Raw genomic sequence first — 22,612 nt, forward strand, 5'->3', positions numbered from 1 at the left:
CTTTAATACCGATTAAATATTTCATTATATAAAGCTTTTTTATATAAGCAAGTTATTTGTATTAATTTCTACGCCTTTAATCCAGCTTAAGTTAGATATTTCATAAATAACTTGAGGAGCAATTGAGTATGCACCTGGTAATAGGATGCTCACTTTATGTTTCTCGAGAAGAAGTTTTAGCATTATTTTGGTTCTGCCTTCATCTTTCAATATTGTGTTTAACTCCATAGCGGCTTTTTGCGAATCCGTGCACTCAGTGGTGAGAACTAATTCCTTTATTGTAGAAGTGATTCTTTTTGTAAACTCAGATATATCCTTGCCTGCTAATCTTGTCGTATTTTCCGAAGCTTCAAGATCAATTATCACAAATGTTCCTGGTGAAAATAAATCTCTTTTTTCTTCTATTATTTCATTATTATAGAATGCTATTTCAGAAACGTTATGGGGATCAGAAAGCGTGAGTATAACAAACCTTCCACGCTCTGAAGTTCTCATACGTGCATTTAATATTACCCCAGCAGTTTTTGCTGTTCTATTTTTTCCGATAAACCCAATATTTAACTTTTCCAGAAGAGTTCTAAATTTTTCAAGTGGATGATTAGTTAAATAAAATCCTAGTGAAAATAACTCATGCTCTAATTTTTCCTCTTCATCAAAATCTTCCACATTCTCAAGTTTCGGTTTGAGGACATCAAGACTACAAAACAAAGCAGCTTGACTTGATTCTCTATCCTGTTTGTTTTTATTTGCAAAGTAAATCAGCGTGTCCATTGACTCATATAGCTGCTTCCTGTTCTTATGCATGCTATCGAATGCTCCGGATTTAATCAGGCTTTCTAGCGCTCTCTTATTTATTATATGACCTGAATTTTGAATAAATTCCCATATAGCGCTTGAACGTACGTTCACTATTCCCTCCGCTATAGAAAAACCAACATTCCTTAAGGCAGCAATACCATAACGTATGCGTTCATCCTCTATTGAGAATTCAGCTTGAGACTTGTTTATATCAGGTGGAAGAACGGTAACGCCACTAAACTTTGCTGCATGATAAAATAAATTCAGTTTATCTCTATCATCAATATTTAGATTCATTAGTGCTGTAAAAAATTCTAATGGATAATTAGCTTTAAGGTAAGCCGTTTGATAAGATATAACCGCATATGCAGCTGCGTGAGATTTATTAAATCCATAACCAGCAAATTTTGCAACAAGGTCAAAGATATAACTTGCCCTGTCATAATCAACGCCATTTTTTGTTGCCCCTTGGATGAAAAGCGCACGTTGTTTATCCATCTCTTCCTTGATTTTCTTACCCATAGCACGCCTCAGCAAATCTGCTTCTGCGAGGCTATATCCAGAAAGAATACGTGCTATTTCCATCACCTGCTCCTGGTAGATTATTACCCCAAATGTCTCTTTTAACACTCCCTCAAGTAACAGATGAATATAATCTGGCTTTTCAAGTCCATGCTTTCTTGCAACATAAGTTGGAATGTTATCCATAGGTCCTGGACGATAAAGGGAAATTAAAGCGATAATATCTTCAATGCAGTCTGGTTTTAACTTGATTAAAGCTTCTCTCATTCCCGAACTTTCAAGCTGGAACACTCCAATTGAATCACCGCTTGAGAGTATCTCATAAGTTTTTTGGTCATTCAAAGGAACTGAAGAAATATCAATCTTTTCTCCATCACGATTAATTAAACGACACACATGATCTATTAGCGTTAGCGTACCAAGTCCAAGAAAATCAAATTTTATTAGCCCAGCTTTTTCCACATATTTCATGCTGTATTGAGTGATTGGCAGAGCCGAATTTGGATCATAATAGACGGGAACAAAATTTTCTAATTTTTGATCGCATATTACAATTCCAGCAGCATGAGTTGAAACGTGACGATATATTCCTTCAAGCTTAAGAGATATATCAAGAAGCTTTGCAATTACCTCATCACTATCCCGTTCTTTCTGCAGGTTTTGATCAAACTCTATCGCTTGTGATAAAGTTACAGGATTTACTGGATTAAATGGAACCATTTTAGATATTTTATCCACTTGAGAGTAAGGCATTTGCAATACTCTACCAACATCACGCAATACTGCCCTTGCTTGCAATTTTCCAAAAGTGATTATTTGAGCAACATAACCGTACTTTTTCTGAACATAATCAATAACCAGGTCTCTTTTTTCCTGGCAAAAATCAATATCAAAGTCAGGCATCGATACACGATCAGGGTTCAAAAATCTTTCAAATATTAGGCCAAACTTTATTGGATCAAGGTCTGTAATCTGTAAGCTCCAAGCAACAATTGATCCAGCACCAGAGCCTCTTCCTGGACCAACTGGAATGCCATTTGCTTTGCTCCAGCGGATAAAGTCGGAAACTATTAGAAAATAACCGGAATAATTCATCGAGGTTATTACGCTTAGTTCGTAATTTAGCCGATCGTAGTATTGTTTACGGTCTATATCTGTTCCGTTTGCAATACGCAGTTCTAATCCTGCAACTGCCTGCTCCCTCAGTTCTTCATTCTCAGTTTTATTTTCTCGACAAGGAAATTTAGGCAAGATAGGCTGCCTGCTTCTTGGCATGTAAGAGCACCGCTTAGCTATCACTAAAGTGTTATGAATTGCTTCGGGAATGTCGCTGAACAGTTCCTCCATTTCTGCCACAGATTTAAAATAATGCTCGGTAGTTAACTTCTTCCTGTTATTCTCCAGTGCATAACTCCCCTCTGATATACACGTTAATATATCATAAGCCTCATAGTCAGACCTATTTGTAAAGAATACATCATTTGTTGCAACGAGTGGTACATTGCGCTGATAAGCAAAGTCTATCAAAGCTTCTTCAAGCTCTAGCTCCTTGCTCAGCCCATGACGCTGCAATTCAACATATAAATGACCATTGAATGCTGAAAGCAGTTTTTCAACCGTTTCTTTATCTTGCCCCAACAATAGTTGAGCCAAACATCCACCGGTTAAAGCGATCAGACCCGTACTTAAATTCAATAGCTCATCAAAATCAACGTAAGGAATATCGCTGTTATTCTTGCGCTTTTTAAAAGACTCACTTACCAAAGTGACTAAATTAGTGTACCCTTGCTCATTTTTTGCAAGCAATAATATAGGTAAATTTTGTTCTGAATGTTTAACTACAATATTGCATCCTATTATTAGCTGTATTCCCCTACTTGCTGCATATTCTGAAAATTCGAGCGAGCCAAACAAGTTGCCTGAATCAGTAATTGCAACCGCTGGCATTTTATTTCGCAAACAAAGGCCTATCAGCTCCTCAATTTTAACCGAGCTTTCAAGCAGCGAATAAACACTATGAACACGCAAGTGTATGAACATAAACAAACTTTAGATCAACAAAAAAGGATAACATTAATTTACTCATGAGAACATAATTTTCATGAGAACAAAAGCCTATAAGATTTCTCAAATCTAAGAACCTGTTCATAATCTCAAAAAAGTGATAAACTATGAGATGATGTATATGAATAAGGATATATGAGAAATTTATACCCAAGTGACATAAGTCGAGAACAATTTGAAAAAATCAGATCAATTCTGGAGAGTAGTAGGAAGAAAACAAAACCAAGAAAACTTGATTTGTATGATGTATTTTGTGCAGTGCTGTACGTCCTAAAAAGTGCCTGTCAGTGGAGAATGCTGCCAAAAGATTTTCCAAAATGGCGAAGTTGTTACGAATATTTTAAAAAATGGAGTGAAAAACCAAGCGAAGATACAGAAAGTACTTTGGAGCGTGTATTAAAAAAAATTAGTTGGAGAGACACGTATCAGCAATGGTCGGAAAGAAAGAACTAGTTTTTGTATAATTGATGCTCAGAGCGTAAAAAATGCAGATACTGCTGAAAATAAGGGCTACGATGCAGGTAAAAAAATTTCAGGAATAAAGCTCCATATTGCAGTAGATACACAAGGTTTACCACACGCGATTTATGTAACAACGGCAGAAGCAACCGACCGCAGCAGTGCCATGAAAATGGTCGAAAATGCTAAAGAAAAACTCTCTGAAGTTAAAAATATACTTGTTGATGCAGGCTACACTGGAGAAAATTTTGCAACACAAATAAAAGCAACTATTGGTTCGACGGTCGAAGTAATAAAGCGAAGTGAATTACACACCTTTGTTGTACTGCCAAAGAGATGGGTTGTTGAGCGCTCTTTTGCTTGGTTGGAAAAATGTAGGCGTTTGTGGAAAAATTGCGAGCGGAAACTCAACACTAGCTTACAAATGGTCGTTCTTGCTTTCACTTCTTTACTCCTTAAAACCCCAGTTATGGATTAACCAACGAAGTAAAGCTGAGAAATACAGGGCTTTTTCGATTGCATTGAATAAGAAATGAGGGTAGAAAAAATATGTACCAAGAAATTTACTGTGGATCTATGCCGAGTGTGCTCAAGTTCAAATTTGTTTTTTAGGCAGCCAAAAACCGTTTCAACAATCGATCTTTTCCCTAGTAAAATCTTCTCTTTCAGCGAAATCAGTGCATTTTTCATACCTTTTTTCACTTTAGTGACGAGTTTTAGACCTCTATCGAATAGTTTCTCAAAGAGCTCTTTCTTTATATAGCCCTTATCTCCAAACAAAAGTCCAGTTAGTTTTTTGGTTAGAGTTGGTACAGGTTTTCTGTCATCGACGTTACCTCTGGTTAGCGTAACACCTTGAATTTCACCTATTTCATTGATTACTACATGTAATTTAAAACCAAAAAACCAGCCGTAAGTATTCTTTCCTAACTCTGCTAATCCTTTGAAAACCTTATTTCTTGAGATTCTTTTTCGATGGCATACTGCTATTGAAGTAGAATCTATGTAGGAAATCCCGGTCATTTTTGCTTGTTCACAAAACCATTGCAAAAGTAATGCTAAATACCACAAAACTCGCGGCTTTAAGGCAATAAATCTGTGATATGAAGGCAGCTTTGAAAACTCTGATCTATAGAATAACTGAAGATAACAAAGATAAAAAGCCTTGAAGTTTTTACATGGTGATTTATGGTATAATAGGATTATGGTTAGAATTTCTGAGTGCGCTATTTCTGGTACTCTGGTTGGTTTTTTGCCGTTTGATAAGAACCTATTTGCAAAATTATCATCTACCGCACGACAAAAATCCTCGACGCAACAGTACAGTTCTGTAATATCTTTCTTCATGTGTAACCTCTTATTATTACTAAAATACTCGAGTTTACCCTGTTTCCCTCTTCTTAGTTATACTTTTATCTATTTTCTAATCCATAACTGAGGTTTCAAGGAAGTTTTGATTTAAAATGAAATAAATTTTTCAGAAAAATCTATAAATTATTAGCTTTATTGCTTACTATCTAAAATAGTTTTTACCATTTCCCTTTTTTTCTTATACTACTTTTCCTTAACTTGACGCGTATGGTTCGTACAGCTATGCAAACACAAAGGTGTCATCCCAGTGCCCAGACACTGGGATCCAGAAAAGGTTGCTTGTAAGCAAGCAAACTAGCACAGAAAGTGGTTACAACGTTTTCAATGAGATTATATGGAAAACTGGATTCCAGACTGGAATGACATCATAGGGGCTACTCGGATGACAAAAAAAGGAGCACTGGCATGACACTTCTCTTGGGCTCTTTTAGCCATAAATATTTAAGAAATTTACCAAATAAAAAAAAGGCAAAAGAAGCCGCGTGGTTGGCTAATTACTTACATTATACTTTCAAGTATGGCGTTTTTTTATTCTAAACGTTTAATAACCGCGATTCAGTTGCTTTTAAGCCGCAACTAACCTAAATTATAAACGTTAAGAAATTTACTAAGTGGAAAAAAGGCAAAGAAACCCTAGGGTAGCTAGTATTCAAATTCTCCCTTGTCTATTTGACGTCTTTTACTGTCTTAAACAGCGCGTTTCGGCTTGTATAGGTAGAAACCTAAAAGTTTTATAAAGACATGAGGTGCACATAGTGCAAAAAATTAAGCATGATTTACGCGAAATACATTAAGTTTTTTTGTCATTAATCCACTGCAGAGATTGCGAAGATAAATAAATAGCTTCAGTTTCATGATAAGTGGGCTGGCGGAGGGTGTCAAGGAAGTTTTTTCGTTTCTATTTCCAATAAAAATTTGTTATATGGTTATGCAAGAAGTCTAATAGCAAATTTTTTAAGTTTCTCTTTAATTCTTCAACCAACGGGCTCCCATGAGAAGAGGAGAGTAAAGATCTTTTTTCATAGATATCTTAACACTTTTTTCTTCTTCTACAGTTGGCGGACGAGTAAGAAAGTGAACCTTTGGTGCATCACTAATTATTGCTATTGGTGTTTGCTCCGCCCCTTCTCCCATAACTAAAACAGCAGATGTTGCCAGTGCATCAAGAAGATTGACTTGTGTTACTTTAAGTGGCTCGCTATAAAGATCTGGTTTGCCTATATAAGAATAAAGTGGCTCAAATCCACACCAACCAAGAGCAATGCCTGTAACCCCACGACGCATAGGTGTGATGTTACTATCCGTGATCAGGATACCAAGATATTCTATGCAGTGTTTTGTCTTGAGATAGTTCCATATTGACAGAGCTGTTTTCTGAACATCTTTTGGATATAAAATATACATTTCATTACCATTTGATTCATCAATACCAGCAGATGGAATTAAGATATTATCTTTAATCGTTAAACAGATACTGTGAGCCACATCAACAATTGCATCAGCTTCTCTTTTGATTAGCTCTTCTTTAGAACAAGCAGTTTTGCAAACCACTTGTTTTTGACAAATGGAAATGATTTTCGATGTGATAGCAAGAACAACTTCCTCTTTTAGCAACTTTGAAACATAGCAATCAAGAACTTGCTCTAATGCTTCTCCACATTCAATGCGGTGGGTATAAATTGCTTCAATATGCATATTAACGTGTTAGCTTGCATATAGTATAGTCTTTTGTTTTGGTAAGAATAGTTTTATTCCATCTATCAAGAAGTGTTAAGTTGAAATATACATCACCTTCATAAGGTCTGTGAATTTCTGTTACGATAAACTCTGAAATTAGATCATACTCCAAAAAAAGGTGTGCTATTTGTGCTCCACCAATCATGAAGACTTTAGAACTACTTTGGATTGACAAAAACTCTTGCATAGAAGAAACAATAGTGCATTCTATGCCTTTATTAAAACAAGGATTTAATTTGTTACGAGAAAAAACAATAGGCTTTAATATGTTTTGTGGTATTGTTTCAAATGTTTTTCTTCCCATCACAATAACTTGTTTGTCAGTCACCTGACGAAAATGATCTAACTCACTTGGATAATGCCAGGGCAATCTATTATTTATTCCAATTACTCCCTTGGGATCAACAGCCATAATTCCGATAACTATCATCCCTGTAAAGCAGCTTGAGCTACAAAAAATCGCATATGATCACGCACATTATGCACTCGAAGGAAATCAACTTTGTTGTGCAATGCAGATGATAAAGCAATTGTTTCTAAATCTCGATTAAAGGCAAGTTCTGTGGAAAAAGAAGAAATAAATGACTTTCTAGAATGACCAACTAAAACCTTGCAGCCAAAACTTTGTAATGCTTCTATATTGCGTAAAAGCCAGATATTCTGATATAGAGATTTGCCAAAACAAATACCAGGATCAATAATGATCGAGCTTTGATCAAAACCTAGAGCTAGTAATCTATTAATGTTCCTTTCTGCCCAATTATTTATGGTATCAATTGGATCAATGTCACTTGGGATAATGTTGTCACTATGTGGTGGTATGGAGAGTGAATGCATAATAACGATACTACATCCACTGCTAGCAATCGCTTTTAAGGTATTATCATCTAGATCTCCCTTCTGATCGTTTACCCAGGCAATGTTGTAGTGCTCCAAAACATTCAAAATAACATCTGGCCAGAAACTATCAATGCTGACTTTAATGTCACCAACTTTCATATATTGATTAAGGTCATCAAGCACTGGTTTTAAGCGTGCATATTCTGCTTTTGGAGTTTGTATTGAGGAGCCAGGTCTTGTTGATTGAGCACCAAGTTCAACTATGCTTGCACCATCTGATAACAGCCGCAGTGCCTGCTTGGTTGCTTGATCTGCATCATAATAAAGACCGCCATCTGAAAATGAATCAGGAGTAATATTAACAATACCTACAAGCTCTGGTGAAAGCGTAAAACTCCTTAAAAAGCAATCCTTAATGTTAGGGTTAATAGTACCAAACGTTTTGTTAACTACTGCCATGGGACTCAGCATTGCCATCAAGTGAAGCAAAAATGGTCTGTTTATCAATTCTGGGTGAGGAATTCTAAGGTAGGGTGTATCGAGCGTTAGATCATCCCATAACAAAATATCCAAATCAATAACGCGAGGTGCCCATTTTTCATAGACCTGCAGGCGGCCAATATCACACTCAATTTGTTTTAGGCCTTTTAATAGCTCTTCGGGAGAAGAAGAACAACTTCCATAGACAATCATGTTGAAAAATGGCCTATCCCATTCAGGTGGAGCACCGTTTGGTAAAATGGCCTTAGTTTCTAGAATGATCGAAGACTTTAAATCTTTAAAATAGCGTTCCTTTAGTAACTGAGCAGCCTTTTGTAAATGGGAAAGGCGATTTCCTATGTTTGAGCCAATAGAAATATAGATCATTACTGTTCTTGCAATGCACTACAGTAAGTAAAGAAAACACCTCCATGCACATTAGGAACGGGTGGTGCAACTTTGTGAGTAGTCACTCTTATGGAAGAAATACTATGTTTTTTTTGCACCAAAAGATTATTAATGGCTCTGTATATATCATGGGTTAAGTGCTCAATTAAATTGAATTGCTTGCTCTGAACAAGAGATTGAATATTTTGTACTATCTCTAGATAGCAGACAGTATCCTCAAGCCGGTCAGTCATAAGCCCTAAAGGAGGAGATTTAAAAATAAAATCAACATTAATACTAACTAATTGGGAATGATACTTCTCTTCTGCACTATAGCCTAAATGAACCCAAAGCCGTAAGTCAGATATAAGAAGATTACATGCAGACATTGCATCCCAACATCACTGAGTTTTAATTCTTAAGCTACTTATAACTACTAACACACGCTAGCATTCATCATTCCATCAAGAAAATCCCACAAGAGCTTTGCTCCCTTTTGAGCACCCTGCATAACTTTATCTTGCTCTTTTTCATCTAGATCTTCAATAAGATTTGCACACTCCTCAGAATGCCATTCATCAGCATGCATATGAACCGTAAAAAATTGAAGAGAACGCTCATCACTTATTGAATAGTGCTTTTTTAAACCTTCAATTTTAGACTTAGAAACCTCTGGAGTTTGACGTTCGTAAGCGTACAAGGCTCCAAGACCTGCCGCAAAACCTGATCTTACAATATCAAAGTAACCATCAACTAACTCCTGTGTCTCTTTAATCTGTGCATCTTTATGAAGATCAGACCGTGTTATGCCAAGTCCTTCAGCAAAACGCTTCCATAATTCTGGATGATTTTCATCACCTTGTTCTTCTTCTATCAAATTGCCAAGCAAAACTTGCCGCATCTTTAGGTTTGGGCACAAGGAATGTATACCGCTGATATAACGAGGAAATGCTGCAACATGATGATAATATTCTTTAGCGTAGGTTTGTAAAGCTTGCAAGCTTAAGCTTCCTGTATTCCATGATTGGTAGAATGGATGATTTAGTAAGTGCAACTCATCTAATTTATTGTTTAGAGATTTAATAAACTCCATCATTTCCCCCATTACATTAATATATAGTTCATATACTATAGTTTTCTCATTGTTACGATCATGCTAACAATGGTGGGATTGGTAGGACTCGAACCTACGACCAATTCGTTATGAGCGAACTGCTCTAACCGACTGAGCTACAATCCCTTTTATCAAGATTTATAATACACACAAAAGCAAATTTGTCTATTAGCTTATTTCACTATCAACCCAACTTGGCAAATCATTTGTTGCACCAATTTTGCGTGCAATTTCCTTACCATCTTGAAATATGATTAAAGTGGGTATAGATTGCACTCCATACTTACTTGGCACTTCAGTCCCTTCATCTATGTCGAACTTGCAGATCTTAATCTTGCCTTTTCTATCTTTAGCCAATTGTTCTATACGTGGCATTAGACTTTTACATGGCCCACACCATTCTGCCCAAAAGTCTATCAGAACAAACCCTTTATAGTCAGTGACTTCAGATTTGAAATTTTGATCATTTACTGATATAATGTCATCACTCATAAAATACCTAAATTTAAAACGATTGTTTGTAAAATATAGCACATCAATTAGCAGTTAATCAACTAAATTTTTCTAAAAAATTGCCCTAAAGTGTTTTGCACAAACAAAAAACTTCTCACAAATGATTACATCTGATGATTAAAGATATCCACGTTTTCCCAACCCATTAAGTCTAACTCAATACGAGTCGGAAGAAATTCAAAGCACTTTTGAGCCAATTCTTTTCTATTTTCACGTTCCAGCATTAAGTCTAGCTTTTCCTTTATCCTATGGAGATACAAAACATCAGATGCAGCATAACTTTTTTGTTTGTCTGTTAAATTTTCGTTTCCCCAATCAGAAGATTGCTGCTGCTTATTTAGTTTGGTATCAAGTAGCTCTAAACATAACTCTTTTAAGCTATGATTATCTGTGTAGGTGCGAACCAACCGTGAAGCTATTTTTGTGCAATAGCACGGAAGTGCCCAAGTTTTCAAGTAATAACGTATTATGCTCAGATCAAATCGCGCGAAGTGAAATATTTTAGTTATATTTTTATCCTCTAATATTTTTCTCAAATTTGGCGCTGTATAATCGTTCTTGAGTTGAACCAAGTGAGCATTGCCATCATTGAAAGAGAGCTGCACAAGGCATAATCTATCTCTGCTATGAAGTAGCCCCATTGCCTCGGTATCAACAGCTATAGACCTTACATCATCTGGTATTGAACTAGCTGGCAAGTCGTCTTTATATAAAAATATTCCCATAAAATTAATACATTTTTTGGCACAATTGAAAACCTATGATAATCAAAAATGAGCCTTAAGTATACGAAAAGATCATAGAAGGAACCAAGCAAGTTTATGGGCTCTCACATTTTTCGTGTACACGGGGTTTACAAATCGTTGTGTATGCCTATAATTAAGTAAATTTAGGTTAATTTACTTGCGGGAGTAGCTCAGTTGGTAGAGCGCAACCTTGCCAAGGTTGAGGTCGAGGGTTCGAACCCCTTCTCCCGCTCTTTACTTTCAAAATCATTTCGTCAAAAATCCCTTGACAAACTCCGCCAGCCCCTTATCATGATAGTGAAGGTATTCAGTTATCTTCATCTGTGCAGATTAAACAGCAAGAAAACAACGTAGTTGGCGTCTTATTTTTAATTTTTTGCACTATGTGCACCTTATGTCTTCACAGTATTTCTAGCTATATAAGCTGAAACGCGCTGTTTAAGACAGTATAGTACGCCAATTTGCAGGATTAGAGAGTGAACACTAATTACCACGGGATTTCTTTTGCCTTTTTTTCTGCTTAGTAAATTTCTTAAATATTTTAGCTAAGCTTAGTTGCACTTAAAAGCAGCTAAATTGCAGTGTTTAAGACTTAAAAAACGCCAAATACTGAAAATAAACAATGACCAGGGTTTCTTTTGCCTTTTTTTTCGTTTGGTAAATTTCTTAATATTTGTGGCTAAAGACTGCATGAATGTTGCAATTACAAAAGCGATCTCTACTAGGAGGCCAGTCTGGTATCCAGCCTTTTCATAATCATCAAAACGTTGTATTTTAGCATAAAATGGCTACTTTTATACTTAATAAAATTCCTGGATCCCAGACTGGGATGACAAGAAAGGGCTACTTGGATCTAGTCTTTATTATTTGGTTAAAATTAAGTCTTCTGGATCCAAGTAGTCAAGCTACTTTGATGACACCATTCTTTCTTCTGGATCCAAGTAGTCAAGCTACTTTGATGACACCCATTTGTTCCTATAGTTGTCTTTTCTCGTTTACCTATTTTGCCACTCCTCTGAACGGACACATTTAAGTTGATAGAGAAAGAAAAATTATTTTTGCTATACCGTAGGTACGTTCCAAGATTATACTAAAGTTTTTATTGCACTCAAAACCTTCGTTTTTCCTAATCTCTAGAATTATCAATGCATCATCACTTAACCAGCCTGAGTGAGCTAATCCATTCAACGTTGATTCAACTAAATTACTATTATAAGGTGGGTCTATAAAAACTATGTTGCACTTTGAAATAGGTTTTGGTAATCCGTTAGCACTGCAACAAATTAGCGTAACATTGTCCGTAATTCCAAAATCTTCTGCTGTTTTTTTAGGCAGTTGCAAATTGTAATAATCTGAATCCACCATGAACGCATGTTTAGCACCGCGAGAAAGCGCTTCAAATGAAAAAGAGCCACTACCACAGAACAAATCAAGTACATTCAAATTATAAATAGGTTTTCTTGAGGAAAGCATGCTAAATATTGCTTCTCGAACAATACTCATAGTTGGTCGTGCAGCTAAGTGCTTGCCTGTAGTTATTTTTCTTCCGCGATATTTGCCTGCAATAATGCGTAGCATATTAAATAAGCTCCAAAATAATTAATTATTTATACTATAAGATTAATGTCAATATGGCTTTTAGCAGTTTAATAGAAAGAAGCTACCAGAGTTACTTACAAGAAGAATACAAACACAAGACCATCAGTTGTTTTTCTTTGATTTGCCTGCTGCATTTATTGCTTGACCAATCTCATCTTGTAACCCACCATAATCATTTCTTTCATCGTGATTGATCCCTTCAATTCTGTTTTCTAATTCTAACTTAATTATAGTATTGATTTTATCTATATTATCAAGAAAGCCTCTACATTCTTCTTCACTATACTCTTCACCAGATGCCTTTTTTTCGATAAATAGACTTTTAAACTCTGCAAGATCAGAATTCTGATCGGTATTTAGTACAACATTTCTCTCTACGAAGCTAAGATCTGATAGCAATAAACTAACTTCCAACAGATCTTCACTTTTCACGCTTTTAAGGTCTTCAAGGCTTTCTAAAATACTAAACACCTTAAGCCTTTCTTGCGTGATTTCTTGATCTTCCTTATCAAATTCGGATAATAATTCATGATTATCTGTGAATTTTTTACCCAAAGCTTTATTTAATTTAGCAAGGTCGACATTATCTTCTGGTGTGTTATCTAACAGTAGATCCACTCTTGCCCTACGCGCATTTAAAATGTCATCATAGTCATTTAACTTTATATTGCCATCATTGTCTTGCTGCAATTTATAATAATCAAGGCCTTTGAAATTTTTATTAGTCTTCATCTTCAATCCTCTTCTCATCTCCTTTTGCATCTGGTTTCCTCATTGGTTCCGGTAATTTCCTTTCTGGATTTTTTGGTTCTTTAAATAAAGGCTTAAGATTATAAACTTCACCTTCTCGATCTTTTCTTTCTTTTTTTCTTCTAGCTCTTTCAGCACTTTTTTCTACAGCTTCCTTGGTATTCATTTCAAAAAGTGCCTTAACGTATTCTTCTGGATCTTTTGGTTCTTTAAATAAAGGCTTAAGATTATAAACTCCTTCTAGATCTCTTTTTTCTTTTTCCTCAGCATGTTTTCCAATGTATCTTTCTGTACCTAGTTCTCGTACTACCTTATCTGGCTGACCTCCCCCTCGTAGTCGAAGAGGGTCGTCTTCTTCTAGTGGCTGATTATGGTTATCTCTTACTAGTTCCGTGCCTAACTCTCGTGCTACTTTATTTGGCTGATTAAACTTACCTCCCCCTTGTAGTAGATTAGGCTTGTCTTCTTGTTCTGTGCCTAGTTTTCGTACTACCTGATCAGACTTATCTTCTCCTTGTGGTTGATCAAGCTTGTCTTTTTCTGGTTCTCTCTTGCGTCCTATAGTGTAATCATGAAGCTTATCCAAGAAATCTCGCCTATGCGATTTTGCTCTATAGAGCAGATTATGATCATAGCCATGCTTTCCTATAGAATCAAGGCCATGCTCCCAAGTAAACTTCATAGCATCTTCTATTGTATAGCCCAAATGTGATCCTACATATCCTTTGTAATATTCTAAATATTTACCAATTCTTCTGTGTGTAATGTCTTCCTTATCAACTCCAAATGCCCTGTAAATTTTTTCCTCGAGCTTATCAACATCATTTTCAGGCGATGTTGCAAACTTCGTTGCTTCAATAGTAGCACCTACAAATTTACGTGGCACATCAATAGCGTATTTCAGCACTCCTCCAACTCTTGGTACCCTGCCCAGTAAATTAGCTGCACCTCCGGCTAATCTATCCGGTAAATGAGTAGCCCAATTGCCTAAAGACTCTAGTTTTCCACCAGCAAAATTTTGCCACTGCTGTTTTAATCCTTCCGCCATGCCAACTAAAGGAGATGCTTCGTACATCCTGGATATATTGTAAAAGCTGAATCCACCACCGGCAATACTTGAGCCCATTTGTTGTACGAACTCGCGTAAAGAGAACATTAAAAATGAAAGCAGGAATAATACAAAGATTTCCCCTGCATTGATTAAATAACCTCTCTGTATGTCTTGCACCCTTTGGTAATCACTATTTTCTTGATAATTTTTGCAATCCTCACAATCTTTACATTTCTGACAGTATTCACTATTGGGATCCTTATATAAATCATGAAGTTTCAGTATTCTACAACCTTGTTGTTCTACTATTCTTTGCACCAAAGACTTTATCTCTCTTTTGAGATCTGGTCTTATGGTACCTTTTCTGTAGTCATCCACTATTTCCCTATAATTTTTACATTTTTCTTCATCTTGCTGAGATTGACAGTAAAGCTCTGTTATTTTACTATTCATACCACCTATCTTTTTGTCTATATTGTTGATCAGTAATATAATGTCAGCCCTCTCTGATGCATGAGATAAACTATTTGTTAAGCGTACTAGATCTTTTGCACTACAGCCATTACTAACTACCATATCACTTTCCGCAATATAGTGGTCTGCTGGATTATCTTTAGTTCCAGGAATTGGATTAAAGAAAGGATAATCTATATAACGAAAACCTTTTATATGTTCACCATTTTTATCTTTAGGGTAATCAGGTGGAAGAGGGATATATCCAGCACCGCCAGTAAATTTTATTGTACCACCTTCTCTGCTTATCTTTTCTATACCTTCTATGCTTTTGTCTATGTTAAGTGAAGAAGCTTCTCCAAGAGTGTAAGGTACAAAAATTTGCCCTGGGGTCCAACCAAAGTACTGCTTATCAATGATGCAAAAACCGCCAAACACCCATTTTGGAGCACACAACCTTACCTCAAACCATTTATTGTAGCATACAGTAAAACCTAACTGCCTATAAAAGGTGTTCATTATCATTGAAGCCAACAATGACAAGAGAGCAAATATCATAATCGACTGTAAACAAAAGCTGATGCAGAATTTTATCCAACCTTCAAATAGACTTTTCAGCGGTGAAAATAAAATAGAGATCAGGAACAGTGGCATGATAGCTATAAGAAAAGCTATGCCCATAAAGCCAGAGAGGAATATTATGTAAGCATATAAGCACAGCAAGAAATATAAAACTATCCCTATAAAAATTGCCGGTATCATAAGTAAGCTTGCCCACATTTGGTAATGTAAAAACGCTGCAAACTTCTTCCAAACAGAATAAGCAAAAAACTTGTTGAACATGTCCTCCATGAAGCTAAACAACTTAGCTTCATCTCCTTGAGCAATACTTCCGTTGTTCATGTTGGGAGCAAAATTAATAATTATGCTTATCAATTGTTCAAGACCTTTAACGAATAAAACAAGAAAATGATCATAGAAAAATCTAAAGCTTCCAGGAGATATAAGCACTATTACTAGAGTGATTTTCATCATTCTGATGAGCATATCATGCTTAGTTTCTCGTATCATGCCAAAAAGATAAAGAAGCGATGAAATCATTACAAATAGAACAAGCAAGGAAAGAACAAAATTGTGAAAACTTGAACCTTTTTTAACTATATTCTCAAACATAGTTTGCGCAGCCGCACACTCACTACCTTTACAATCTTTATTAGGTGAGATCAATAAAGTGTCTTTTAGATAATGATAAACTTCATTGAAAAATCCAAAGGTACCTGGTTTTTGTACTCCACCCAAAAATTCAAAAGAGTAGCCACCTACATTATCTAAGTAATATCTATCTAATATTTTTACATATATTTTCCATCCCTTTTCTAACGTCAACTCTTTACAATTTCTGTCCTTTAATTTAGGTTTATCTCTGTCTAAAGTAAAAAGCCCGCTTCCATCTTCCGCTACGGAATTGTAACCTAGATGAACAGTGAGAGATTCAGGATTACGCATAGATTTCAAATCTTTGTTAGGACTATCGTCACCAGGCCTTTGAAACAAAAGATAAGCACCATGACCATTGGTAAACCAACATGGAGCACCACGTGATACTGTATTTGCGCTATCATCTTCATTAATGCACTTGCAATTTACAGTGCAACTTGCTTTAGGCTTACTTGAAAATTTTTGTATGCTAGGTTTATAATCATTACAAACTAAGTGAAAGTCAGGTAGACTATTATCACCTGACTCGCCTTCAAATTTAGTTGCATATTTTAACTGCTCCAAGCTCTGCAAGTTATAACTGCCTTTAGATTCCTTCTTGTTATTATTACTCCAAGATGTCCATGCACCATTAACTCGCACTTGTAAACTATCTCCATTGGTTTCAAGTCCGGTATCCTTCCACTTCACTACTTGGTTATGGTGAAAACCATAATTAATTTCACCAGTTTCAGGATCAACAACTTCTCCATCTCCTGGAATAAACGCATCGTGGTCGCTTGAAAAATGAGCGCTTACTGCAATAGGTTTAGGACCAAAATAGTCAGCAGATATGCACCTTGGAAAAGGCATATCATTCTTACTACAACCTGTGATCAGCACATAAGCTGCAAGAAGTAATACCCTAAACCAACATTTGCCTAAGCGTGATTGCATATCTAAACTTTTTCCAAATATAGAAATAAATTTCTAAAACTTTACTTAAAATATCTTTTTAATTAGTTACTCCATAACATCATTCATATCTTACTTCTCTCCATTTTCTTCCTTGTTTTTAGCTTTAGCACTAGGGTCACTTCTTATTGTTTCATCAGGATTTTTTTGCTGACCTGATTGTTTTGGTGCTTCAGGTTTAGAGCTCCCCCTCTCCTTTTTATCAGGACTTTCTTTAGAATCTTCTTTTTTGCCTGGTTGCTTTGGTGTGTCAGGCAATTTAGCTTCAATTTTTCCCCGATCCTTACTCACTTGTTGCTTGATGTTCTGTATCACACCTTGGGTCCTATCATCAAGGCCAACGGTTGACAGCATAGCTTGTGACGCACTCCTAGCAACCTGACCAACACTGCCAGCAACCCCAAAACCAGAGGTGAATAGTGTTTGTGCCATAGTTTCTGATATAGAAACAAAAGATTCCATTGCACTAGCAATAATTAAGTACATAAATGCTTGGATCAGATCTATGGGCAACGCTGCAAAGTGCCCACCAGCCCTTTCTCCGGTACTGAGTGCAACATCAACATTAGTGCCAGGACTGTATCCAAGAGGCAGTATTGATTTCATCAAGCACAGATCATACGATAAGAAATTTACGCTAATTAAACATTGATAGCATGCAGAAAAATTTGTGAGGTTATATAAAACTGAATACATCAACTGATTTAAAAGAGATAAAGATGAAAATAAAATAACCGGTTGTACTGCAACGTGAGCCAGCGTTTTTATCCAGTTATCAAACAAGGGTTTAGTCTGTTGAAATAAAATAAACACGATAAACAAAGGTGTTAATGACAGTAAAAACGCTACTAGAACAGTAGATATTACATATTTAAACGTAGCGCTAATAATGCATTTTAAAAACGCAAAAGTAGCGTAGAGTATTGCCAAAAATGCAATAAAGCCAAAAGGACCAGAGAGCATCAACGATAAAAACTTTAACCAGGTTTCTGCTGTGAATAATACTCCTGCTGTTAAGTCTAAGAATGCAAATTTCTCACCTCCTTCCCCTACATAGCCAGAGAAACTATCAACTAAATAAGTGGTACCATCTACAAAAAGTCTGGATAAAGTTGTACCAAAGAGTTCCCAGCTTCTATCGCTAAAGGCAAAAGCTATAAATGCTATCTTGAACATTCTTACAATGAAATCAAATTTACTTAGCTGTATTGTTCCAAGCATATAGCCAACGACAGTAAATATAACGTATAGAGTAAGCAAAGCTCTTACTCCTTGAAGCAGGCCCTTTCTATATCCTTCATATGAATCGCCAACACTGTTTTTAAATCCTCCTGTTGCAAATTTAAATATCTCGTTTATATTTGATGAAATAAAATCGTTTATTTTTCTTTTTAGAAATAAATTTACTGTGTACTTATTGTTTTCGTAATATTTGCCGTCTTTGTCCGTAATATCATCTTTCTCCACGTTGCTTACATCAATGCCGAAATATATCTTCTTAGATTCTCCATCCTGAAAGTGTTTTCCGCTTATTACATCTAATATGGTGTACTCATCTTTTCCGTTTACTCTTTCTCTCACCCCTACCACTTTGAAATCATTAGTTCCCACACCATGCAAATCTTTAGGTGGCTCATCACCCAAATACATATACAGTTTTTCGCCATTAATGTATTGACATGATCTAGTTACTTTAACATGGTACCCACCTCTATTAGCTTCATAGTGACCATAATCTGCAATGGCAAGCATCACACTACTACCAGATGTTACATTTTTTACTGTATAGTCACTATTTAATTTCAGAGAAAAATCCTTAAAATTATCACTAATTTGCGAACACACATTATCCTTTCTTGCACCTACTTCATTATCTGGAAGACATTGGATACCTTTAGCAGTACCTTGATTATCAAGATCACCAATTTTTGCAACAAGAGCCTCAGCCCAGGAAATATCTTCTTCAGTGTTTGATGTAAAATCAACGTTAATCTGCTTGGGATCCTCTTTATTTTTCTTAATCTTCTCAAGTCTATCTTCAACCTCTTTAAGGTGAGAATACATATCACATCTATTTCCTTTATCGTACTTCTTATACCTTATAGAAGAGACACAGTTTTGTTCTCCTGCTTGACCTGAACCATAGTTCCATATACCCTTCTCGGTATAGCACACGTTCTGATAGTAACAATTAAGCTCATAAGAGCTGTACTTTTTTATCTCGTTAAAATCGCAATTTTTTCCTTTGCATAGTTGATCCAACCCTATTTTAGTAGAGTTATACTTTTTCACCTCGTTAAAATCGCAGCTTTTTCCATCACATAATTCGTTCAATCCTATTTTAGCGCGGCGTAAATCAAGTAGCGAACCATATACCCATGGTTCGTTGTCTTGAATATAACCTTTATTAAAATGCACCTTATTATCATATGGGGTATACCCATTGCCAACTAGCACTTTGCTTTCCTTTGCTTTTGTTTTATCAAGAGGTAAAAATTGTATTTTATTTTTTGTACCATCTTTACCATCACAAAAAAACTCTCCCCCCTGATGTACTTCACTCACTGTAGCTTTCTTATATACAGTTTCCTTACGGTCATTTTCTACAGCTCTATAACAATTGTCATCAAAGCTGATACCTTTCCCTCCTGAATTGTCATAATCAATTGTTATTTTTCTGGGAACTAAGCTGAAACTTAACCTGTCACCAGGATTTACTTTAATTCCAGTGTCTACATAACGTCTATTGCTGCCAAATCCTTTACCGCCGCACAATTCGTTTTCATTTACGTCTTTTTTATCAACGCCATAATTATTAAGCACATCGTTAATATTTGCAGCTTTACTATAATCTGGTTCTGAACCATCAGCACAAAAGCTAGCTGGCACAAGTACTTTCCTTGGATTTTTGTCTTCTTTAAAAGGGCAAAAATTTACTGATCCATCGAGGGTGAATTTGATTTCCTCACCCTTGCTAATTATCTGACCAGAATCAACCCAATGGATCTTATCTGCTTTATGAACTGGAACATCCACATTAACGCTGGTGTTTCTGCTCTGTAACCCAGGCTCAACACAATCCATGTTACAACCAGTGATTGCGAAACATAATATAAATAATAACGATCTTTTACTTATCATTATGAGCCCCCTGGTATCTTAGGCCCTTGAGGTCCTTGAGCCCTTTGCGGTATTTGAGGCCTTTGACTTGGCGTACCTGATTGTTGAGAAACACTTCCTGCTCTTCTTTGAGCGCTTTGTTCATCTAACCCTACTGTTCCCATTAAGCTTTGTTGATATTCTTTTCCAAGTTCGTTTTGCACATAAACACCAAACAACGAGTCAGATATTTTCGAAGAAGCTTCAACTAAAGCTTTCATAGCGTGTCCCAAAATAACAAAAGCCATCATAGCGGTAATATTAGGTGTATATTTGGAAGCATAACCATAGAAGATACAAGGGTTAAAAATCTTTAGGTTAATACTAAGTATACACGTAGAGCAGACTTCAAAATCAAATACTGAATACACAATATAATCCATAACCTGGCTTATCAGTGATATAAAAATTAAAAGCACTACTGGATGAATCGCAAATCTTGCTAAATTTTTAACCCAGTTGTGAAACATCTGCCTAGTATACGCAAATAAAAGACAAATAATAAAAATAGGCGCTAAAGAAAGCAGTAACGCAACTATTGCTATAGATGTAATAAAAGAAAATAAGGCTTTGAGAATAGATAAGCTCACTGTGATTAACCCCCAAATCACCAAGCAAAAAGATACAATGCCCAAAGGGCCGGAAAATATAAGAGATACTATTAACAATACTGAATGCGATGACAAAAATCTATTCAACGGCAAATCAAGAAACTCAAAAACATTTGATGTAGTGCCTCTAAAATTTGCTATTTCTATTAGTTGTCTTGGAGTGTTAACAAACACAGAAAATGCGTTGTTATAAAAAAAGTTCCAGCTATTATCCTGCAATAGCTGGGTAATGATTCCTATCTTTACGCATATAATTAAAAACTCATATATAGAAACATGAGTTAACCCAAAAAAGTAATAAAGAGTATACAAGACTATGTATAATACTAGTAGCGATATTATCGTGGATCTAATGGTATTTGTTCTGCTTGATTTTATAAAACTTTCGTAAAGAGACTTTACAGGACTAGTATCAGAGTGAATTGCGTTAGGGTCTTTATAATTAGAGCCGAAAAATGCAGTTTTCACTTTCTCATCAAAAAAATTATATATTGCACTAAAAGTTCTTGTAGGTGGCTCTTTAGTTGTTAGGTTAATGCTAAACTGACCTTCATTTTTGTAATCGCAGCCATGGTCTCTTATTCCGTAATATATGGTGCCTGTTTTGTCTTTTAATTTTCCTTTCAAGTTTTCCATGCTGATATCTACAGATATATCCGCTTGGTTTTCACCAGGCTTATGTTCAGGAAGTTTGTCAGAGACGCTTATATACAAGCTATTCTCCAGACTGTGGTTCTTCGTTACTCTTATGTTGAAACCACCCTTGCCAGTACCATCACCTAACGTAAAAATTAATTCTGAGTTTATTGCATGGCTATCACTTATCTCGTGATTACAACTAGTACATATACCACCATATCGCGCATTTTTAAACTTTACACCATCCATATAAACACTTAAGTATTGAACATCAGTTTCTATTTTTGCATCCTTTAAAATGTCACTAATAGCCTCACCAACAGATTCGTCATTAATAGGCTTTAAAGCACTTGTAACGGATGTATCCAGATTGCGTTTTGTAGCATTCTGTGCAAGACTAGGCAAACAAAGCTTTTCTCCACGATTATCAAGAAAGCATGCATATTTACAGGTTAGGTCTAAAATATATGTATCTATCTTGCTTGCTTGATTACTTGAAAGCGAGCTGCAGTCTATATCTTTTCCTTGTTGTTTTATAGAATTGACAATATCTTCGATCTCCTTTCTTCTTTTATCTTGATCTGATCTTGAAAAATCTGGACTCTGATATTCTTTTCCATTTTGATGCAGCCAGTATTCATTGCTTCGTATGTACTTATTAGGACATATTCCATCCTGACATCCTTCTCGATTTAAAACATGTGCAAAATACTCCTCTTCTTTCTCGCTGCACCTTTCATCAATTTTTACATACCTGATTTTTGTCTCACTCTCTTTATCTTTACACACTTTACTTCCAATCACACTAAAGCTTATCGTATCACCAGCTTCAAGTGCAAATGGTAATGTAACGTCATTTCTCCCAGGCCCAATTGCAAAATCTGCGTACTGCTTAGGACAAAAATTAACCTTACTAGGCGCTATATCAATCTCTGTTACTCTTATTCTATCTGAGATATAGACACCAGAATCAACCCATTTCTGCTCTGTTGACACTATATCTAGTTTTTCACGCAAACCTGATAAATTTTCTGGCTTAATACAGTGATCCTCCCCGCATCCAGACAATAAAAAAAGCACCACAAAACTTATGCATAGCTTACCCAAGTTTTGGTTACTTAAACGTTTAAGCATCTGTTACTTACCT

15 protein-coding genes and 2 tRNA genes are annotated in these 22,612 nt (G+C 35.8%); 2 read left to right on the forward strand and 15 right to left on the reverse strand.

Going from position 1 to position 22,612, the window contains the following annotated elements; genetic code table 11:
- Window positions 1-39 precede the first annotated feature (39 nt).
- The gene (gene dnaE, locus NBW39_RS06820) at window positions 40-3,360 is read right to left on the reverse strand and encodes a DNA polymerase III subunit alpha (protein WP_250294997.1); all 3,321 of its coding nucleotides are present in this window, start codon (window positions 3,358-3,360) and stop codon (window positions 40-42) included.
- A gap of 159 nt (window positions 3,361-3,519) precedes the next feature.
- On the opposite strand from dnaE, the gene NBW39_RS06825 reads away from it, so the two are divergent.
- Window positions 3,520-4,321 (forward strand): IS5 family transposase gene (locus NBW39_RS06825; RefSeq protein ID WP_250294998.1). Its coding sequence is split into 2 segments (ribosomal slippage): window positions 3,520-3,783 and window positions 3,785-4,321, totalling 801 coding nucleotides; the frame shifts between segments, so codons are not numbered across the junction.
- On the opposite strand, the gene NBW39_RS06830 is transcribed toward NBW39_RS06825, so the two are convergent.
- The 9 genes from NBW39_RS06830 to NBW39_RS06870 all read right to left on the reverse strand — a co-directional run bounded on the left by NBW39_RS06830 (window position 4,318) and on the right by NBW39_RS06870 (window position 11,010).
- Entirely contained in the window at window positions 4,318-5,190 is an 873-nt protein-coding gene (locus tag NBW39_RS06830; protein ID WP_250294632.1) for an IS982 family transposase, read from the reverse strand. The two genes, NBW39_RS06825 and NBW39_RS06830, sit on opposite strands and share 4 nt — an antisense overlap.
- A 990-nt stretch (window positions 5,191-6,180) precedes the next feature.
- Window positions 6,181-6,909 carry a putative folate metabolism gamma-glutamate ligase gene (locus tag NBW39_RS06835; RefSeq protein ID WP_250294999.1) on the reverse strand — a complete coding sequence of 243 codons (729 nt, stop codon included), beginning with the start codon at window positions 6,907-6,909 and terminating at the stop codon, window positions 6,181-6,183.
- A 1-nt stretch (window position 6,910) separates the two neighbouring features.
- Entirely contained in the window at window positions 6,911-7,381 is a 471-nt protein-coding gene (locus tag NBW39_RS06840) for a dihydrofolate reductase (protein ID WP_250295000.1), read from the reverse strand.
- Window positions 7,378-8,658, reverse strand: coding sequence for a dihydropteroate synthase (gene folP, locus NBW39_RS06845; protein ID WP_250295001.1), 1,281 nt, complete (start codon window positions 8,656-8,658; stop codon window positions 7,378-7,380). The genes NBW39_RS06840 and folP overlap by 4 nt, the downstream gene beginning before the upstream one ends.
- The gene (locus tag NBW39_RS06850; protein WP_250295002.1) at window positions 8,658-9,047 is read right to left on the reverse strand and encodes a dihydroneopterin aldolase; all 390 of its coding nucleotides are present in this window, start codon (window positions 9,045-9,047) and stop codon (window positions 8,658-8,660) included. The genes folP and NBW39_RS06850 overlap by 1 nt, the downstream gene beginning before the upstream one ends.
- Window positions 9,048-9,094: 47 nt before the next feature.
- Window positions 9,095-9,751: a CADD family putative folate metabolism protein gene (locus NBW39_RS06855; protein ID WP_250295780.1), complete on the reverse strand. Its 657-nt coding sequence runs from the start codon at window positions 9,749-9,751 to the stop codon at window positions 9,095-9,097.
- A gap of 70 nt (window positions 9,752-9,821) precedes the next feature.
- Window positions 9,822-9,898 (reverse strand) — tRNA-Ile (locus NBW39_RS06860).
- A gap of 42 nt (window positions 9,899-9,940) precedes the next feature.
- Entirely contained in the window at window positions 9,941-10,264 is a 324-nt protein-coding gene (gene trxA, locus NBW39_RS06865; protein WP_064125104.1) for a thioredoxin, read from the reverse strand.
- A gap of 125 nt (window positions 10,265-10,389) precedes the next feature.
- A complete protein-coding gene (locus NBW39_RS06870; protein WP_250295003.1) occupies window positions 10,390-11,010 on the reverse strand; it encodes a ribonuclease D in 621 nt (206 codons plus the stop codon).
- A gap of 180 nt (window positions 11,011-11,190) precedes the next feature.
- Between NBW39_RS06870 and NBW39_RS06875 the strand changes: the two genes are divergently transcribed.
- Window positions 11,191-11,263 (forward strand) — tRNA-Gly (locus NBW39_RS06875).
- A 797-nt stretch (window positions 11,264-12,060) separates the two neighbouring features.
- Here NBW39_RS06875 and rsmD read toward each other — a convergent pair.
- The 5 genes from rsmD to NBW39_RS06900 form a co-directional block, all read right to left on the reverse strand.
- Window positions 12,061-12,609 carry a 16S rRNA (guanine(966)-N(2))-methyltransferase RsmD gene (rsmD, locus tag NBW39_RS06880; RefSeq protein ID WP_250295004.1) on the reverse strand — a complete coding sequence of 183 codons (549 nt, stop codon included), beginning with the start codon at window positions 12,607-12,609 and terminating at the stop codon, window positions 12,061-12,063.
- A 123-nt stretch (window positions 12,610-12,732) separates the two neighbouring features.
- Window positions 12,733-13,362, reverse strand: coding sequence for a WD_0853 family protein (locus NBW39_RS06885; protein WP_250295005.1), 630 nt, complete (start codon window positions 13,360-13,362; stop codon window positions 12,733-12,735).
- The gene (locus NBW39_RS06890; RefSeq protein WP_250295006.1) at window positions 13,352-17,038 is read right to left on the reverse strand and encodes a type IV secretion system protein; all 3,687 of its coding nucleotides are present in this window, start codon (window positions 17,036-17,038) and stop codon (window positions 13,352-13,354) included. Before NBW39_RS06890 ends, NBW39_RS06885 begins: the two co-directional genes overlap by 11 nt.
- 90 nt (window positions 17,039-17,128) lie before the next feature.
- On the reverse strand, window positions 17,129-20,197 hold the full coding sequence (locus NBW39_RS06895; RefSeq protein WP_250295007.1) for a TrbL/VirB6 family protein: 3,069 nt from the start codon (window positions 20,195-20,197) through the stop codon (window positions 17,129-17,131).
- Window positions 20,197-22,599, reverse strand: coding sequence for a TrbL/VirB6 family protein (locus NBW39_RS06900; protein ID WP_250295008.1), 2,403 nt, complete (start codon window positions 22,597-22,599; stop codon window positions 20,197-20,199). Before NBW39_RS06900 ends, NBW39_RS06895 begins: the two co-directional genes overlap by 1 nt.
- Window positions 22,600-22,612 lie beyond the last annotated feature (13 nt).

It is taken from the genome of Wolbachia endosymbiont of Oedothorax gibbosus (assembly GCF_936270435.1).
Lineage (GTDB): Bacteria > Pseudomonadota > Alphaproteobacteria > Rickettsiales > Anaplasmataceae > Wolbachia.

What these genes read in the sequence shown, in the direction of transcription:
- dnaE (WP_250294997.1), bottom strand. Translation starts at nt 3,360, where the DNA reads ATGTTCATACACTTGCGTGTTCATAGTGTTTATTCGCTGCTTGAAAGC.
- NBW39_RS06830 (WP_250294632.1), bottom strand. Translation starts at nt 5,190, where the DNA reads ATGAAGAAAGATATTACAGAACTGTACTGTTGCGTCGAGGATTTTTGT.
- NBW39_RS06835 (WP_250294999.1), bottom strand. Translation starts at nt 6,909, where the DNA reads ATGCATATTGAAGCAATTTATACCCACCGCATTGAATGTGGAGAAGCA.
- NBW39_RS06840 (WP_250295000.1), bottom strand. Translation starts at nt 7,381, where the DNA reads ATGATAGTTATCGGAATTATGGCTGTTGATCCCAAGGGAGTAATTGGA.
- folP (WP_250295001.1), bottom strand. Translation starts at nt 8,658, where the DNA reads ATGATCTATATTTCTATTGGCTCAAACATAGGAAATCGCCTTTCCCAT.
- NBW39_RS06850 (WP_250295002.1), bottom strand. Translation starts at nt 9,047, where the DNA reads ATGTCTGCATGTAATCTTCTTATATCTGACTTACGGCTTTGGGTTCAT.
- NBW39_RS06855 (WP_250295780.1), bottom strand. Translation starts at nt 9,751, where the DNA reads ATGGAGTTTATTAAATCTCTAAACAATAAATTAGATGAGTTGCACTTA.
- trxA (WP_064125104.1), bottom strand. Translation starts at nt 10,264, where the DNA reads ATGAGTGATGACATTATATCAGTAAATGATCAAAATTTCAAATCTGAA.
- NBW39_RS06870 (WP_250295003.1), bottom strand. Translation starts at nt 11,010, where the DNA reads ATGGGAATATTTTTATATAAAGACGACTTGCCAGCTAGTTCAATACCA.
- rsmD (WP_250295004.1), bottom strand. Translation starts at nt 12,609, where the DNA reads ATGCTACGCATTATTGCAGGCAAATATCGCGGAAGAAAAATAACTACA.
- NBW39_RS06885 (WP_250295005.1), bottom strand. Translation starts at nt 13,362, where the DNA reads ATGAAGACTAATAAAAATTTCAAAGGCCTTGATTATTATAAATTGCAG.
- NBW39_RS06890 (WP_250295006.1), bottom strand. Translation starts at nt 17,038, where the DNA reads ATGCAATCACGCTTAGGCAAATGTTGGTTTAGGGTATTACTTCTTGCA.
- NBW39_RS06895 (WP_250295007.1), bottom strand. Translation starts at nt 20,197, where the DNA reads ATGATAAGTAAAAGATCGTTATTATTTATATTATGTTTCGCAATCACT.
- NBW39_RS06900 (WP_250295008.1), bottom strand. Translation starts at nt 22,599, where the DNA reads ATGCTTAAACGTTTAAGTAACCAAAACTTGGGTAAGCTATGCATAAGT.